This window comes from Levilactobacillus namurensis DSM 19117, assembly GCF_001434785.1.
Taxonomy (GTDB): domain Bacteria; phylum Bacillota; class Bacilli; order Lactobacillales; family Lactobacillaceae; genus Levilactobacillus; species Levilactobacillus namurensis.
Genome location: NZ_AZDT01000024.1, coordinates 20,276 through 36,235, shown reverse-complemented (window position 1 = coordinate 36,235; position 15,960 = coordinate 20,276). Strand labels below are relative to the sequence as shown.

Genomic DNA, 15,960 nt, shown 5'->3' with positions numbered 1-15,960 from the left:
GCACTTGAATCATGTGTTTGATGGGGATTTTGGAGTTTCTGGTGAATAATTCAGGAGTAAAACTTAAATTTAATATCTTGCGGGTAATTCCCAAAGTCCTTCCCAAAAATTGTCAGCCCCCCAGGATGATCCGCAGTCTTTTCCACCTTAAACGTTAAATTCCAATATTCCGATTGACGGATAAAGTTCTTAACGGTGACTTCCGAAATTTTATCACCGTTCATAAATGTCCCCTGTTGCGTAATCTCTAGCGTTTTTAATAACCCATACTGATTCATATTATTGGTCCACCACGATGGATTCAATTTTCCGCGACGGTCGTTATAGTCACCGGGACTTTCCCAAATGCCTAAATCAGTATTATTCAACACGAACGAAATATCCGAAGGCCAATTATTATTCGCAAAGGGAAATTCAGAACTGATTTCCATACTAATATCAATTTGTTGGAGCTTCTGGGTCGCCTTCAAGAAATTAGGAACTTTGTATTCAATGAATCCACTGGAAAACCATAGGATACTGGCTTCTACCCGATGAGGATCCATGAAATACTGCGGATCATCTAAGTTGCCAATATAATCTTGCTTAGTTGCGAGCCCGCACGTCGGCGTTACGGCACAATTCGTGAAATGTCCCACCGGCATCTCGACGTCATAGTGCGAAAAAGCCCGCTCAAAGCTATCTGATAACTTGATGCCAATATAGTTTACGCTCAACTCTGAAATCTTCTGACGACCATTTTTAGCCGGCCGACTCGCAACGGAAATGATTCCGGCCGCATTTAATTTCTGAATGTGCATGCTCACAATCGACTTGCTCAGACTTAAACGCTGACTCAATTCATTGATATTCATGGGTTGCTTTGCCAATATTTGAATAATCTTGATTCTCACAGGACTAGCCAACGCCTTAAACAATCCTAAGTGCGTCTCACTCAACTCAACTTCCATCTCACACCTGCCCTTTCTTATAGATAGTTCATATTAGTCTTTACTATCGAGTGTAATCATGTTAAATTCATTCGATTTTGTCCATGTTTTTATGAACTAAACCACCTAAATTCGCTATTTAGTCCATGATAGCACGAATAATCGATTGACGTTATTCATTTGTAAGCGGTAACATTTATTTTGTAAGGAGGTTATGCCAAATGAATGGAACACTATTTGCGTCGGATGCTTTTCCCATAGCTAAAATTGACCGGCGCTTAACATCTTCACTAGTTGAACATTTAGGAAGGGGCGTCTACGGCGGTATATTTGATCCCGGTAACGCCCTTGCGGATACTGACGGCTACCGGGAAGATGTCATCCAAGCGATTAAGGAATTACAAGTCCCCATGATCCGCTATCCAGGTGGTAACTTTGTATCCGGCCACAACTGGGAAGACGGTATTGGGCCCAAAAGTCAACGACCACAACAAATCGATTTGGCTTGGAAAAGTATCGAAACGAATCAATTCGGACTCGATGAATTCATGGCTTGGCTACAGAAAATCAACGCGCAACCCATGATGGCCGTCAATCTAGGAACTCGCGGTATCCCGGAAGCTTGCCATTTATTGGAATACTGCAACATGACGACAGACACCCACTGGGCCAACCAGCGGCGCAAAAATGGACACCCTGAACCCTATGCCGTTAAAACTTGGTGTTTAGGCAATGAAATGGATGCTAACTGGCAAATTGGGCACAAAACCGCCCACGAATATGGCGAACTTGTGAATGAAACGGCTAAAGCCATGAAACTCATGGATCCCACCATTGAAACGATTGTCTGTGGTAGTTCTAATGAGGCGACACCAACGTTCGGTAAGTGGGAACTCAAGGTTTTAGACGAGTGCTACGACAACGTGGACTACATCTCTATGCATCAGTACTACGACAAACCAGATCAGGGAACCATGCATCACATCGCTAAAGCCATTCGAATGGACCAATTCATTAATTCCGTTGTTGCCCTCTGTGATGCCGCTAAAGCTTTTAAAAAGTCCGATAAAGTTCTGAACATTTCCTTCGATGAATGGAACGTTTGGTACCACTCAAACGACGACACAGCCAAAGTTAGTCCTTGGCAAGAAGCTCCCAGGCTATTAGAAGACCAGTACGATTTTCAAGACGCCCTCTTAGTGGGGTCATCCCTAATCACGCTCTTAAAACATGCCGACCGGGTTAAAATTGCTTGCTTCGCACAACTGGTCAACGTTATTGCGCCGATAATGACGAGTTCGACTGGCATGTTTAAGCAGACCATCTTTTACCCAATTATGCATGTCTCTAAGTATGCTCGGGGAACGGTTCTTCGGACCAACCTGCAAAGTGACCACTACGATGTTCCTGAATTTGGCCACGTTCCTTATCTAGACGCTATCGTTGTCCAGAACACCGACAACGACTATACCGTCTTTGCCATTAATCGCCATCAAACTGACGCCATGCACCTGAAGTTAAATCTGGGACAAGCACGGTTTAATGTGCTGAATCATATTTGCTACCAAGGGCCCAATCCCCATTTTCAAAACTCAGAAGAATCCCAGTGCACGCCCCATCAGCTGAATAGCACCTACAACGACCTCACACTTCCCGCCTTTTCTTGGAACGTGATTCGTTTAAGAAAAAATAATTAGATTTGGAGGTAACTTAAAATGGAAATTACAAACCATACAGCGACCACCCACCCCACTCATCATAAAAATTTCTGGTCAATTTTTAATTTTGCTTGTGGAAACATTGGTGGTTCTGCATTATCCATGACATTCAGTACATACTTTATGGTTTACGTCACCACTGCAATGTTCACTGGCGTACCCAAAGGACAAGCCAACCGGTTTATTGCTATCATTACCGGATTAGTTTTTGTTATCCGAATTGCAGAAGTTTTCATTGATCCAATTATCGGAAATATTGTTGATAACACCAACACTAAGTGGGGAAAATTTAAGCCTTGGCTAATTGGTGCAGGAACTGTTTCAGCCATTCTTTTAGTCATCTTCTTCTCCGGTATTTTCGGTCTATCTAGAATCAGTCCCGTTTGGTTCATGATCTTATTCATTCCTGTATTTATTATTTTTGATATCTTTTACTCTTTCCGGGATGTTTCTTATTGGGGGATGATTCCTGCACTGACTGAAGATAGCCATGAACGGTCTCTTTACACGGCTTCCGCAAACTTCACCGGTTTTGGTCAAAACATCGTCACGATGATGGTCGTTCCCGTGGTTACCTACTTCACATTTCTCGCTACCGGTAAGCACAATGAAGGCCAAGCAGGTTGGACGGCCTTTGCCATCATTATTGCCTTGGTTGCAATCATCTGCTCATTCATCGTCGCTTTCGGAACGCACGAAAAGCATAACGCCTTACGAGAAGTGACCAAGCAAAAGACCAGTTTGAAAGATATGTTCTGGGCCCTCTCCCACAACGACCAGATGCTCTGGACGGCATTACCGTATTTGGTTTATGGGTTCGGAAACGCCGCTACAGCCGGCCTAATGTTCTACATGTTTAAGTACGTGATGGATAAGCCTGGACTATTCTGGATTACCGGTGCCATTCCAACAGTCGCCGGGTTCTTCACGTCACCGCTTTATCCCATTATTAATAAGTGGGTCTCCCGTAAGATGATTTACGCCATCAGTATGTGCGCCATGATTCTTGCATATATTCTATTGATTGTTTCTACTGATAACTTAACGATGGTCATTATCGCCATGTTGCTATACTACATTCCTCAAGGCTTCATCTTCATGGCCGTTATCTTGACCCTGACTGATACGATTGAATATGGTCAGCTAAAGAACGGCAGTCGGAACGAAGCCGTGACCTTGGCAATCCGCCCAATGTTGGACAAGATGTCAAGTGCTATCTCTAACGCCGTTGTTGGTTGGGTCGCCGTTGCTGCCGGTATGACCGGAACGGCCACAGCCGCATCAATCACTAGTGGCGGGATTACCTTATTCAAGTTGGTCGCCTTCTGGGCTGGATTACTGTTCCACGTTCTCGCCTTATTTATTTACCTGTACAAGGTTAAGATTTCTGAAAAGAAGCATGCCGAAATCGTGGATCAATTACAGCAACAAATCACTTCAGGAAAGCAAGATTAGCTTCCAATTTTAACTCTTAAAAATCGTCTCTAGAACCCGAAAATACGGGATTCAAGAGACGATTTTCTGTTGTTTCACGTGAAACATTCACTTAACTCGTAGTGCATCATTAATGCGGATAGGCATGCCGAGTAAGTGACAATTACCTTCAATCACCACTTCTGTACCGGCTTCACAAGCCCACTTCAAAATAACGAACTTTGTAATCGATCTTGCGCCAGTAAGTCTGTAGCTGGACAATCTACGTATCTACCCGGTCACGTTGAGCCTTGAACAATACCGGCTCAACGACGTGCCGAATATCTTTCAGCGCCGGTCCTGCCGCAGTCCGCTGCACAAACGGCATTAAGCCTTCGTGATCATAGTAGCGCAACGTATAGGCACTAAGTCCTGTCTTGTCAGCCACCTGACCGATTTAGTAAGTCATTCGTTAACTCCCTTTCATTTTCCAAGTTCCTTAACATAGCGTAGCACCCTGTAAAAGACAAAACTTAGCCACCATGTACCAGAAAAACCGCCCTAGCATTTAGCTTGTAATTCCCAATAAAAGGCGTAAACTTGCTCAATAGAAAACGGTTCCACAGACACTTTATATAGGAGGAATCCCTCATGGATTTTAACGGAAAAGTTGTTATCGTTACCGGTGCTGCCCAAGGGATGGGCGCCAGTCACGCCAAAGCCTTTATTGATCACGGGGCTACGGTGGTCCTCACCGACGTCAACGCCACGGAAGGTCAAGCCACAGCGGATAAGCTTGGTGACCACGCGCACTTCATGGCCCACGATGTGACTAGCGAAGCCGACTGGCACCAGGTGATTGACCAGACTGTTAGCCAATTCGGCCACCTAGATGTTCTGGTCAACAACGCCGGCATCACCTATTCCAAGTCCCTCTTCGACGTTAGCACGGACGACTACCTCAAGATTTTCAAGATCAACCAGCTCAGCGTCTTCTTGGGGACTAAGTTCGCCGCTGCGGCCATGAAAGCCCAGCACCACGGCAGCATCGTTAACGTCTCCTCCATCAACGGTTTAGTCGGGGGCGCCGTGGGCTACACGGACACCAAATTCGCCGTCCGCGGGTTCAGTAAAGCCGCCGCACTAGAACTGGCGCACTACGGTATCCGGGTCAACTCCGTCCATCCAGGAGTCATTGATACGCCAATGATCCACCAAGGAGACACCGACGAAGCCGTTAAACAGTTCGCCAAGATGATCCCACTCCAGCGGGTAGCGCAACCCGAAGAAATCTCTAAGGCCGTTCTGTTCCTGGCCTCTGACGACTCCAGTTACGCGACTGGCGCCGAATTCGTCTTCGACGGCGGCTTGACCGCCCAATAGCCTCACCAAGTGGGACATCGAATCCGGTAACGCACCCCTTCGATGGCGTCTGGTCACGCTAGACGCAACCAGTTGCGTTACACCACTCCCCCAAACGCGTCTTGTAGCTTCACAAAATCGTACGGCCGAGTTCCCCTATTAACCACTGATAGGGGAACTTTTTTGTCCTGAAAATTTATGAAAATAACTTTTGTTAGGTCATAACATTTTCAAACGGGTCGGGGCGAAAAACTTTTTAACGTTCAGGTTTTACATTTTACGTTCCCGTTTAACGGAATTTAACTAAATATAAAATATTTAATAACGAAATTTATAGCCGTTTTAGATTGCAAAAGTTCGGGATTCTGCTAGAATGAAAAAGAATCAAACGCAGCTAAATTACATATCTGAGGAGTGAGATACATGCATTTGCGAGGTAAGGCTAAACGATTTGCCGTACTCGGATTAGCCCTCTTAGTATTGCCCATCACTTTGTTCGGTTGTGGTAAGGCCACCAGTTCAACCAGCTCATCTTCTGCGGGATACACCCCTAAGAAGCTGACCGTTGAATTCGTCCCTTCATCCAACGCCGGAACGATTGAGGCCAAAGCTAAGCCACTGGAAGGTCTGTTGAAGAAACAATTAGGCATTCCTGTCACCGTTAGTGTTTCCACGGACTACAACACGATTGTCGAAGCCATGGGGTCCAAGAAAGTCGATGTCGGCTTCCTGCCACCTGACGCTTACGTCCTCGCGCACAAGCAATACCACGACAAGGCGATTCTGCAAGCCGAACGTTACGGGGTCAAGGAACCGAACGACCAAGCCACTAAACAATTGGTCAACTACTACCGTTCCCAGATTCTGGTTCGTAAGGACAGCGGGATCAAGTCGATCAAGGATCTGAAGGGCAAGAAGATTGCCGTTCAAGACACCACGTCGACTGCCGGCTGGATCTTCCCAGCTGTTGAATTGCTGGAACACGGCATCAACGTCAACAAAGACGGGATCAAGACGGTCCAAGTCAAGGGTCACGACCAAGGGGTGCTCTCCGTATACAACAAGAACACGGACGCAGCCTTCGTCTTCCAAGGTGCCCGGAACCTGGTCAAGAAAGATGTGCCAAACATCATGAGTCAAGTGGTCCCAATCTACACCACGGGTAAGATTCCAAACGATACCATCACGGTTCGGGGCGACATGACCGCTAAATGGCAAAAGAAGGTTGCTGAAGCCTTCAAGGCCATTGCGAAGACCAAGAAGGGTCACGCCATCATTTCCAGCGTGTACTCTCACGAAGGTTACGCCGACTCCAAAGACAGCAACTTTAACATCATTCGTGATTACGATAAGAAAGCGGAAGCACTCAATAAGTAGTACGTGCTAACGTCAAGAAAGAGTAGCAAGGGACGTTGATGACGTACCTTGCTGCTTTTTTACGAGGGGGAAATTTAGATGCAAGCAACAGCGACTCAATCCGATCCAATCATTTCATTTCGTCACGTCAACAAGATTTACAGTAACGGGACCGTTGGCTTAAAGGATATCAACTTCGATATCCCCCGTGGTCAGTTCTTAGTGGTCGTTGGTCTGTCCGGAGCCGGGAAAAGCACCCTCCTACGCACCATCAACCGCATGCACGAAATCTCGTCCGGTGAGGTGCTGGTCGATAACGAATCCGTCAGCGACTATAAAGGCAAGGCCTTACGCCAACTGCGGCGGAAGATCGGCATGATTTTTCAAAATTTCAACTTAGTGAAGCGCTCCACGGTTGAAAAGAACGTCTTGTCCGGCCTGGTGGGGTACTACCCGACCTGGAAGTGTGTCCTGGGCCTCTTTAGCGCCGACGACCGCAAGCGGGCCTTCCAAGCGCTGAAGCGGGTCAGCCTGACCAACAAGCTCTTCACCCGGGCCGATGAACTCTCCGGTGGGCAACAGCAACGGGTCGCCATCGCGCGGGCCCTAATGCAAGAGCCTAAGATTATCCTGGCCGATGAACCCATCGCGTCACTAGACCCCCGGACCACTAAAGCCGTGATGGACACGCTCCAACGGCTGAACCGCGAAGACGGTATTACCGTCATCGTCAACCTGCACTCCGTTGAATTAGCCCAACAGTACGCCGACCGCATCGTGGGGCTGCGAGCCGGTGAATTGGTCTACGACGAAGACATTGCTGATGTCACGACTGCGGCCCTCGACCGCGTCTACCAGACAGATTCGGAGGCGTAATCATGTCCTATCCAGAGATGCCACAACGCCCTTGGCGCCAACGGTACCACGTCCAGGCCATTGCCTGGGTGGTTGGCCTGATCATTCTCCTGGTCCTCTCATCTTGGGCGACCGGCGCCAACTTCGGGATGTTCCTGGCCAACATCGACCAGTTCACCGTTTTATTAGTGCAAATGTCCCATCCAGCCTGGGATTACCTTTCTGTGATCATTCAACCCCTCTATGAGACCATTCAGATGGCCATTCTGGGGACCACCATCGGGGCGGCCTTCGCCGTACCCTTTTCCGTCTTAGCCGCCCACAACCTGGTCAGCAACAAGTACCTGCGTGGCCTGATTCGGTTGGTCTTGGACCTGGTCCGGACGCTCCCCGACCTCTTATTAGCCGCCATTTTCGTGGCCGTCTTCGGGATTGGTTCCACGGCCGGGGTCGTCACACTGGCCATCTTCTCCTTCGGGATGGTCTCCAAACTCTTCTATGAAGTCATCGAAACTATCGACATGGGCCCACTGGAAGCCATGAAGTCCGTGGGGGCCAGCAAGGTGACCATCATCTGGTACGCCGTTTTGCCGCAGATCTTGAACCAATTCGTCAGCTACTTCCTATACACCCTGGAAATCAACGTCCGGGCTTCCACGGTCTTAGGGTACCTGGGAGCCGGCGGGATCGGGGTCTACCTCCAACGGTCCCTCGACCAATTCAACTACAGTGCCACCGCGGTGATCATCTTAGCGACCTTGGTCGTGGTCATGGTCATTGACGGCATCAGCAATCACCTAAGGAGGGTCCTACTCTAATGCAAACCACGTTATCTCACGAATTTGCGCCCCGGTCACTCTGGCAACGCTGGCGGTGGCTGATCTGGGTCGCCATCATCATTGCCATCTATACTTGGGCCATTACCGGCCTGCACTTTACCGGACTCCAGGAATCGGCCAAGACCGTTTCCGAGTCCATCGGGAAAGGCTTAGTCCATCCCGATTGGGCTTACGTCTATAACGGCAGCGGCGAAGACCTTTCCAGCCTGACGCTACAGACCCTAGCCATCGCCTTTCTGGGGACCATCGTGTCCGCCTTCATCAGCGTGCCCTTCGCCTTTTGGGCTGCCCGCACCCTGCACGAACGCTGGCACCTCCGCTCCGGCAGCGGTAAAGTCATGCTGACGCTAATTCGGACGTTTCCCGAAATCGTCTTAGCCATCATGTTCATTAAAGCCGTCGGACCCGGTTCCTACGCCGGGGTCTTGGCCATCAGTATCCACTCGATTGGGATGCTGGGGAAGCTCTTCAGTGAATCACTCGAGAATATGGACCGGGGCGCTGAGGAAGCCATCACCAGTGCCGGGGGTAACCGGACGCAGATCTTCGCGCTAGCTACCATCCCCACCATCATGCCAGAATTCATCTCCTACACCCTGTACCGGTTTGAAATCGCCGTGCGGTCCGCCTCTATCTTGGGGATGGTTGGCGCCGGAGGGATTGGGACACCTATGATTTTTGCCATTCAAACGCGTAACTGGCCCCGGGTCGGCATCATCCTGCTGGGCATCATCGTGATGGTCCTCCTGATTGACACCCTCTCGGAACAACTACGAAAGAAGTTGATTTAATGCGTCACCTCAAGATTCTTTCCACTAGTGACGTTCACGGCTTTCTCTACCCCACCAACTACAGTCAGCGCGACGACCACCGGCCATATGGTTGGTTACGGGCCGCGACGTTGATTCGCCAGATTCAAGCTCAGGCGGGACCCGATGACATCGTCTTGACCATCGAGAACGGTGACTGGATCGAGGGCTCATCCTTCGACAGTTACCTGGCCACGGCCGTGCCCGAACAGGCGGAAATTCTCTCGAAAATTCCCCAGGCACTTAACTACGACTTGGGTGTGTTGGGGAACCACGAATTCAACTATGGTCTGGACTATTTACGTAATTGCCTAGCCGAACGCAACTATCCCGTACTGGGCGCTAACATCGACGGGGGCCACGCCCAAGGCATCATCGACGCTCCCTACCAGATTTTTAAGAAAAAGGGCGTAAAAATCGCCGTTCTGGGGCTGACCACCGCCTACGTTCCGGTCTGGGAACCCACTAGCCACTTGACCGGATTGACCTTCCAGTCCGCCCTGGCGACCGCGCAACACTGGGTACCCAAGCTCAAGCAACGTGCCGACCTGGTCGTGGTGGCCTACCACGGGGGCTTTGAAGCCGACCTCACCACCGGTCAACCTACCGAACAAATCACGGGGGAAAATGAGGGGTACCAGTTACTCACCCAAGTCCCCGGCATTGACGCGCTGATCACCGGCCACCAACACCGCTTGATTGCCGGGGTTTACCACGAGATTCCCGTGACCCAACCGGGCGACAAGGCCGTTGCTGTGGGCGAAATCGAGCTCGACTTAGACGGCGACAACCAGGTCGTCGGCCACCGCGCCACCCTGTTGAGCACCGCGAAGGTCGTCCCCGATACAACGCTAAGTGCCCAGTTGCAACCGTTGCAGGACCAAACGCAAGATTGGCTGGACACTCCCGTGGGCCACATTGGGGGCGCCAGTCTCCAAGTGACCGACCACCTCGCCGCACGCTTGCACGGCCACCCCTATCTGAACTTCATCAACCAAGTTGAAGCCGCGGCCGGACAGGTCGACATCGCCGCGACCGCCCTCTTCAACGATGACGTACAGGGGTTCGGCACCACCGTGACCCGGCGCCAAGTCCTCAACAGTTACCCTTACCCCAACACTTTGGTGGTGGAGCGGGTCACTGGCGCCGACCTCAAAGCGGCGCTAGAACGGTGCGCCAGTTTCTTCACGCTTCAAGACGGTCAGATTACCGTTAGTGACACCTTCACGACGCCCAAGCTCGCGCTGTACAACTACGACATCTACGCCGGCATCGACTACACGTTCGACCTGACCCAGCCGGTCGGCCAACGGTTACGGGCACTTAGCTACCACGGCCAACCGGTCGCCGACGACCAGGAACTCGACATCGTTATGAACCAGTACCGGGGAAACGGTGGGGGCGAGTACCCCATGTTCCGGGCTAGCAAAATCATCCGGGAGATCAACGTCTCCGTTGCCCAGCTGATTCAAGACTACTTGACGGCCCACCCCAACGTCACTGGGGAACAACCGTATAACTTAACGATTCTGCATTAATGGATGCCAAAAAACGCGACGACCAATTAGCTGGTCGCCGCGTTTTTTTCGAGACGTTCATTCAGATTAAGATTCCCGTTTCGCCGCTTGTTGCAGATGGCCGATTTCCTTTAACCCGGCATTCATCAGCACGAAGACCACAATCCAGGCCAGAACAATCAGTACCAGTAGCTTGAAGTACGGTCCAATCAGACCAATGTCCCAGTCCCAGGCCGCGTGGAACAGGATGGCCAACAGGAAGAAGACCAAGAAGCGGGTGTCGAGCAATTGGCTGACCTGAAACGGCTTGGTCCGCTTGACCACCATGATGGCCCCGCCGGCGATGGCTGCCCAGACCAGGTGCCCCCCAATCGCGGACCAGCCCCGGATAATTGCCACGTCGACCAACTGGCCACCGGCCCGGTAGATGTACCCGGCCGTTTCAAACGCCGCAAAGCCAGCGCCCACAGCGGCACCAATCAGCAACCCGTCGAGGATGTGCTGGACGTTCAAGCGACTGATGAAGTAACTGGTAATCAGGAGTTTTCCCAGTTCTTCGACGATCCCAATCGACAGCGAATCGCCCAGCGTCAGCATACCCGTCAGTTGACTGGTCTGACTGAAACTGACGAACTCGTACAGAAACAGCGTGACAATCAGGGATAAGATGCCGCCGATGAAGAAGATCTTCACGACTTCAAACAAACTCACGTCTTTAAACGCGTTGGCTTCAAAGAAGAAGACCAGCCCCGAGAAAGGCACGGCGAACGCCCCTACTAAGATCAAGCCGGGAATCGCGTTTGGGTTCCGCAGCCCCACCAGCATGTACAGCAGGGCGACAAAGGCAATCAGGAAGCCTACCAGGATCCGGGAGAACAGCCACGGCTTGGCCCAGTCCCCGGAAATCTGGTCGAGGGTCGGCGTGGTGGTCTCCGTGCCCGCAATAAAGATCGACTCTGCTTCCGACTTGGAATGGTGCCGCAAGACCTGAGAGAACATGGCCGCGAGGTTGACCTTAACGGCACCATCCTCTCCGGTATAGTGGCTTAAGCGCGACGTGGCATTATCGTATAGGGATTCGCGGTGCTGCCGAGGCGGAACCTGGGTGCCCGGTTGTGACTGGGCACTCGCGCTCTGATTGCTGGCCGTTCCCGTCGGTTCCCCGGTTGCATTCGCTGACGTCCCGGTCGACGACGTAGCCTGTTGCGCCCCCGGCAATGCGTGCCCACAAGCGGGACAGAACTTGGCCGTGGGGGCCACCGGATGGCCACAATTTGGACAATACTTCATAAAAAATCAGACTCCTTTACCGTTTTAAAAACGGTTATCTGGAATAATGGCATAACTTGATTATAGCAGGAAACCATTTCTAGGAACGATTAAAGCTTTACCGATTCAAATCCCTAAATCACGAGATGTTCCTAACCCCCGACCAATCAGCCCCCGCGCCTAAAAAATTTTTACATCGCATTCCCCCATTTTCTTCTATATAGGCCCCCGCTTTCCCGCATTTGCAAGTTAAATTTTCCGGTTGACACCCCCGGTTAGCGGGGGTACACTAGCCTCAATTCAAGAATCGTCCGAAACAAACCATTGAAGTGGAGATCAAGCTTATCGTGCCCGTCCAGAGAGCCGCCGTTGCTGAGAGTGCGGCCGAACGCAGGTAAGTAAATGGACCACCGAGGGCTTCCCCGAACCAATTGCAGTACGGGAAGACGTGCGACATACGTCAGTTGTCAGGGAGATGTTGGTCTCCTGTGAGGTGGGGCGCGGGGTCTTTTTGAGGGACCCGGACCCAATTAAGGTGGTACCGCGGTTAATTTGACCGTCCTTAACGCATTGGCTGTTAAGGGCGGTTTTTGTTTACACTTAACCGAGGGGGAATTCTTTATGTTCACACGATGGCAAAGCTCAGATTTGTACGCAAACCCAGACAAAACTATCTTTGGAGGCTACATTTATGAGCATATTCAATCGCAAAACCACCACTATCGCAATCTGCGGCATCGTCTTAATCGGCGGCGCCTTCGCCATTAAGGCCCACTCAGCGGAAACACCTAAAGCTGCAGCCCAACGCATCAACCTGTACCAGTCCTCACCCATCACTAGTCTTGACACCGCGCGCATCACCGATAGCGTCTCCAGCGGGCAACTCGAACAAGCGGGCGAAGGTCTCTACCGGTTGAACGCCGACAGTCAGGCCGTCAACGCCCTGGCCAAGAAGACCACCGTTTCACCAGACGGCAAGCACTACACCATCGACCTGAAGACCACCGGCAAGTGGAGCAACGGCGATCCCGTGACCGCCCAGAACTTCGTCTACTCCTGGAGACGGACCCTGGACCCCAAGTCCAAGTCTGAATTCACCTACCAGTTTGCGAACATCCAAAACGCCAACGCCATCGCGGCGGGGAAACTAGCACCGTCGAAATTGGGCGTCCAAGCGACTGGCAAGTACCAACTCAAGATCACGTTAGCCAAGCCCGCCAGTTACTTCAAGCAGATGCTGGCCAGCACCACCTACTACCCGTTGGATCCTAAGGCGGTCCACAAATACGGCCGTAAGTACGGGACTTCCGCAGACACCACCGTCTATAACGGGCCGTACACGGTCAGCGGCTGGAACGGGACCAACGACACTTGGACGTTGAAGAAGAACCCGACTTACCGGGATAAGCACGCCATTAAGCTGACCGCCATCAACTACCAAGTCATCAAGTCCCCCTCGACCTCGTACAACCTTTACCAATCCCATAAGCTCGCGCAAGTGACGCTGAGCGGTGAACAGGCCAACCAAAATCAGACCAACAAGGCCTTAAAGACCTTGGCATCCGGCCGCATCGGCTTCATCCAATACAACCAGAAGAACCCGCTGACTGCGAACCGGGAGTTGCGCACGGCACTCTCACTAGCCGTCAACCGGCAACAGTTGGTGACTAAGGTCCTGCAAAATGGCTCCCGGCCCGCCGCGACGTTTGCCGTTCGGAACATGGCCAAGAATCCCAAAACCAGCGCTGATTTCACTCAAGACGCCACGGTCGCCAATACCGCCAGCTATCAACCGGCCAAAGCTAAGGCCCACTTCCAGACCGCGCTGAAGCAACTGCACCGGTCACAGATCAAGTTGACGTTGACCTGCGGAGACGACGACGCCACCCAACAGATTGCGGAATACCTACAAACCACTTTAATGAAGCAACTGCCAAATTTGACCATCAGCATCAAGGCCGTTCCGTTCCCATCCATGCTGAGTGCCGTTTCCAAGGGTAACTTTGAAGCCAACCTGACCAGCTGGAGCATGGACTTCGCCGACCCAATCAACTCCCTAGAGATTCTGGAATCGACCAATAATTCCAACATGGGCCACTACCGCAGCACGACCTACGACAACGCCCTAAAGGCGGCCGAAGGTGCTGACGCCTTAAAGCCAGCGCAACGCTACCAAGACCTGGTCAAAGCCGCCAAAACGGCCATGACCGATCAGGCCGTCACGCCACTCTACGACGCCCGCACCAGCATCTTAGCTGACCCCAACGTCAAGGGCGTAGTCTACAACAAGTTCAACGGCCAAGCGGATTACCGCACGGCTTACGTTGATTAATTTCTACTATAGTGTAAGTAGTACGCGATTGATGGCGTACTACTTTTTATTTGACCAAGGTTCACGACAACTTAAGTTTCAAACTCGCGACCGCAATATCTGTTATAAACGTGTTTGCTTCCATCCAATCACCCTAATCCGGCTAGCTCTTTGAAAATTATTTTTTCACAAGTAGTTACTCGAAAAACTAAAAAAATTTCAAAATTTACATCCCGGTTCAAGACCAATATCACGCGTCCTTTCACCAAATCAGCTTTAATGGGCCTTCCTGAAAGCGCTTGCATTTATCCCAAAATGTGTGATAATAATCACGTATTCTCTTAATACTTACTAATGGGGTGTTACATATGAAGATTAAAGCTGCAGTTGTTGAGAAACAAGATGCTGATTTTGAGATTCGGGACGACGTTGAACTCGCCGACATGGGACCTGACGACTTACAAGTCCACATGGTCGCCAGTGGGATCTGCCACTCCGACGAAGCCCTGCGGACCGGGGACGCCGTCATCGACTACCCCATCGTCTTAGGCCATGAAGGTGCCGGAATCGTCGAGAAAGTGGGTCCCGAAGTTACCCAATTCAAGCCCGGCGATCACGTCGTTTTGAGCTTCTACGCCTGTGGTAACTGCAAGAGCTGCCTCAAGGGGATTCCGACCCAGTGTGAAAACTACGCCGCGAACAACCTATCCGGGACCCGTCCCGACGGCAGCGCCCACTTCACTGAAAATGGTCACCAGGTCGCCGACATGTTCGACCAAAGCTCCTTCACCACGACCACGGTGGTCCGGGAACGGAACGCGGTCAAGGTGGACCCAACGCTTGACCTGCGGAAGCTCGGACCTTTAGGCTGTGGCTACGTCACGGGTTCTGGGACCGTTCTGAACACCTTACAACCCCGTCCCGGCGAAACTATCGCCGTCTTCGGGACCGGTGCCGTTGGCTTAGCTGCCATGATGGCCGGCAAGATTGCGGGCTGCACCAAGGTGATCGGTATCGATATCGTGGACTCCCGGTTAGCCTTAGCCAAGGAACTGGGCGCTACGGACGTGATCAACAGTAAGTCCACCGATGTGGTCAAGGCCGTCCAAGACCTGACCGACGGCAAAGGTGTGGACTACGCCGTCGACACCACCGGGGTTACCCAGGTCATGGAAGACTCCATCAAAGTCCTCGACCAAGGTGGGACTACCGCCACGATTGCGGTCACGCCAAACCATATCGACGTGGATACCTGGAACGACCTGTGTGTCAACGACAAGAAGATTGTCGGGGTCAACATGGGTGACTCCATTCCACAAGTCGACATTCCACGGTTGATCGACTTCTACAAGGCGGGTCAATTCGACTTTGATAAGACTGAAAAGTTCTACAAGTTCAGTGATATCAACCAGGCCAACGCCGATTCCCGTTCCGGGAAGACCATTAAGCCCGTCCTGATTATCGACGACGCTTATCAACCCGGGAAATAATTTTACTCAAGGTGTCCCTTTTCAACATACCTATTCAACCCGAAACGACCCACTCGCCTAAGAGTGGGTCGTTTTGACCAATCAATGCCCGC

Annotated in this window: 12 protein-coding genes and 1 pseudogene; 10 read left to right on the top strand and 3 right to left on the bottom strand. The window is 51.3% G+C overall.

Annotation, left to right across the window (positions count from 1 at the left end; all coding sequences use genetic code 11):
- Positions 1–50: 50 nt before the first annotated feature.
- Positions 51–950: an ArsR/SmtB family transcription factor gene (locus tag FD30_RS04620; RefSeq protein WP_056944089.1), complete on the bottom strand. Its 900-nt coding sequence runs from the start codon at positions 948–950 to the stop codon at positions 51–53.
- Between the two features lie 200 nt (positions 951–1,150).
- On the opposite strand from FD30_RS04620, the gene arfA reads away from it, so the two are divergent.
- The gene (gene arfA, locus FD30_RS04615) at positions 1,151–2,626 is read left to right on the top strand and encodes an arabinosylfuranosidase ArfA (protein ID WP_056944088.1); all 1,476 of its coding nucleotides are present in this window, start codon (positions 1,151–1,153) and stop codon (positions 2,624–2,626) included.
- Positions 2,627–2,644: 18 nt separating this feature from the next.
- A complete protein-coding gene (locus tag FD30_RS04610; RefSeq protein ID WP_225426489.1) occupies positions 2,645–4,102 on the top strand; it encodes a glycoside-pentoside-hexuronide (GPH):cation symporter in 1,458 nt (485 codons plus the stop codon).
- 316 nt (positions 4,103–4,418) lie between these two features.
- Here FD30_RS04610 and FD30_RS11755 read toward each other — a convergent pair.
- Positions 4,419–4,517, bottom strand: a pseudogene (locus tag FD30_RS11755) (MerR family DNA-binding transcriptional regulator); the annotation flags it as partial.
- 194 nt (positions 4,518–4,711) lie between these two features.
- On the opposite strand from FD30_RS11755, the gene FD30_RS04605 reads away from it, so the two are divergent.
- The 6 genes from FD30_RS04605 (at position 4,712) to FD30_RS04580 (ending at position 10,819) form a co-directional block, all read left to right on the top strand.
- Complete coding sequence (locus FD30_RS04605) at positions 4,712–5,443, top strand: glucose 1-dehydrogenase (RefSeq protein WP_056944087.1); 732 nt, start codon at positions 4,712–4,714, stop codon at positions 5,441–5,443.
- Positions 5,444–5,845: 402 nt separating this feature from the next.
- A complete protein-coding gene (locus FD30_RS04600; protein ID WP_056944086.1) occupies positions 5,846–6,799 on the top strand; it encodes a phosphate/phosphite/phosphonate ABC transporter substrate-binding protein in 954 nt (317 codons plus the stop codon).
- A gap of 78 nt (positions 6,800–6,877) precedes the next feature.
- The gene (phnC, locus tag FD30_RS04595) at positions 6,878–7,654 is read left to right on the top strand and encodes a phosphonate ABC transporter ATP-binding protein (protein ID WP_024748043.1); all 777 of its coding nucleotides are present in this window, start codon (positions 6,878–6,880) and stop codon (positions 7,652–7,654) included.
- A gap of 2 nt (positions 7,655–7,656) precedes the next feature.
- Complete coding sequence (gene phnE / locus FD30_RS04590; RefSeq protein WP_024748044.1) at positions 7,657–8,451, top strand: phosphonate ABC transporter, permease protein PhnE; 795 nt, start codon at positions 7,657–7,659, stop codon at positions 8,449–8,451.
- Positions 8,451–9,263 (top strand): phosphonate ABC transporter, permease protein PhnE, encoded by an 813-nt coding sequence (gene phnE / locus FD30_RS04585; protein WP_056944085.1) that lies wholly within the window; start codon positions 8,451–8,453, stop codon positions 9,261–9,263. Before phnE (FD30_RS04590) ends, phnE (FD30_RS04585) begins: the two co-directional genes overlap by 1 nt.
- A complete protein-coding gene (locus FD30_RS04580) occupies positions 9,263–10,819 on the top strand; it encodes a bifunctional metallophosphatase/5'-nucleotidase (RefSeq protein ID WP_056944084.1) in 1,557 nt (518 codons plus the stop codon). Before phnE (FD30_RS04585) ends, FD30_RS04580 begins: the two co-directional genes overlap by 1 nt.
- Positions 10,820–10,885: 66 nt before the next feature.
- On the opposite strand, the gene FD30_RS04575 is transcribed toward FD30_RS04580, so the two are convergent.
- The gene (locus FD30_RS04575; RefSeq protein ID WP_056944083.1) at positions 10,886–12,088 is read right to left on the bottom strand and encodes a PrsW family glutamic-type intramembrane protease; all 1,203 of its coding nucleotides are present in this window, start codon (positions 12,086–12,088) and stop codon (positions 10,886–10,888) included.
- A gap of 670 nt (positions 12,089–12,758) precedes the next feature.
- Between FD30_RS04575 and FD30_RS04570 the strand changes: the two genes are divergently transcribed.
- Together FD30_RS04570 and FD30_RS04565 are read left to right on the top strand one after the other, a co-directional pair.
- Positions 12,759–14,399 (top strand): peptide ABC transporter substrate-binding protein, encoded by a 1,641-nt coding sequence (locus tag FD30_RS04570; protein WP_056944082.1) that lies wholly within the window; start codon positions 12,759–12,761, stop codon positions 14,397–14,399.
- Between the two features lie 347 nt (positions 14,400–14,746).
- Positions 14,747–15,868: an NAD(P)-dependent alcohol dehydrogenase gene (locus FD30_RS04565; RefSeq protein ID WP_024748051.1), complete on the top strand. Its 1,122-nt coding sequence runs from the start codon at positions 14,747–14,749 to the stop codon at positions 15,866–15,868.
- Positions 15,869–15,960 lie beyond the last annotated feature (92 nt).

Coding starts and splice junctions, on each gene's coding strand:
- phnE (WP_024748044.1), top strand. CDS start 7,657: ATGTCCTATCCAGAGATGCCACAACGCCCTTGGCGCCAACGGTACCAC.
- FD30_RS04575 (WP_056944083.1), bottom strand. CDS start 12,088: ATGAAGTATTGTCCAAATTGTGGCCATCCGGTGGCCCCCACGGCCAAG.
- phnE (WP_056944085.1), top strand. CDS start 8,451: ATGCAAACCACGTTATCTCACGAATTTGCGCCCCGGTCACTCTGGCAA.
- FD30_RS04565 (WP_024748051.1), top strand. CDS start 14,747: ATGAAGATTAAAGCTGCAGTTGTTGAGAAACAAGATGCTGATTTTGAG.
- FD30_RS04605 (WP_056944087.1), top strand. CDS start 4,712: ATGGATTTTAACGGAAAAGTTGTTATCGTTACCGGTGCTGCCCAAGGG.
- arfA (WP_056944088.1), top strand. CDS start 1,151: ATGAATGGAACACTATTTGCGTCGGATGCTTTTCCCATAGCTAAAATT.
- FD30_RS04600 (WP_056944086.1), top strand. CDS start 5,846: ATGCATTTGCGAGGTAAGGCTAAACGATTTGCCGTACTCGGATTAGCC.
- FD30_RS04580 (WP_056944084.1), top strand. CDS start 9,263: ATGCGTCACCTCAAGATTCTTTCCACTAGTGACGTTCACGGCTTTCTC.
- FD30_RS04610 (WP_225426489.1), top strand. CDS start 2,645: ATGGAAATTACAAACCATACAGCGACCACCCACCCCACTCATCATAAA.
- FD30_RS04570 (WP_056944082.1), top strand. CDS start 12,759: ATGAGCATATTCAATCGCAAAACCACCACTATCGCAATCTGCGGCATC.
- phnC (WP_024748043.1), top strand. CDS start 6,878: ATGCAAGCAACAGCGACTCAATCCGATCCAATCATTTCATTTCGTCAC.
- FD30_RS04620 (WP_056944089.1), bottom strand. CDS start 950: ATGGAAGTTGAGTTGAGTGAGACGCACTTAGGATTGTTTAAGGCGTTG.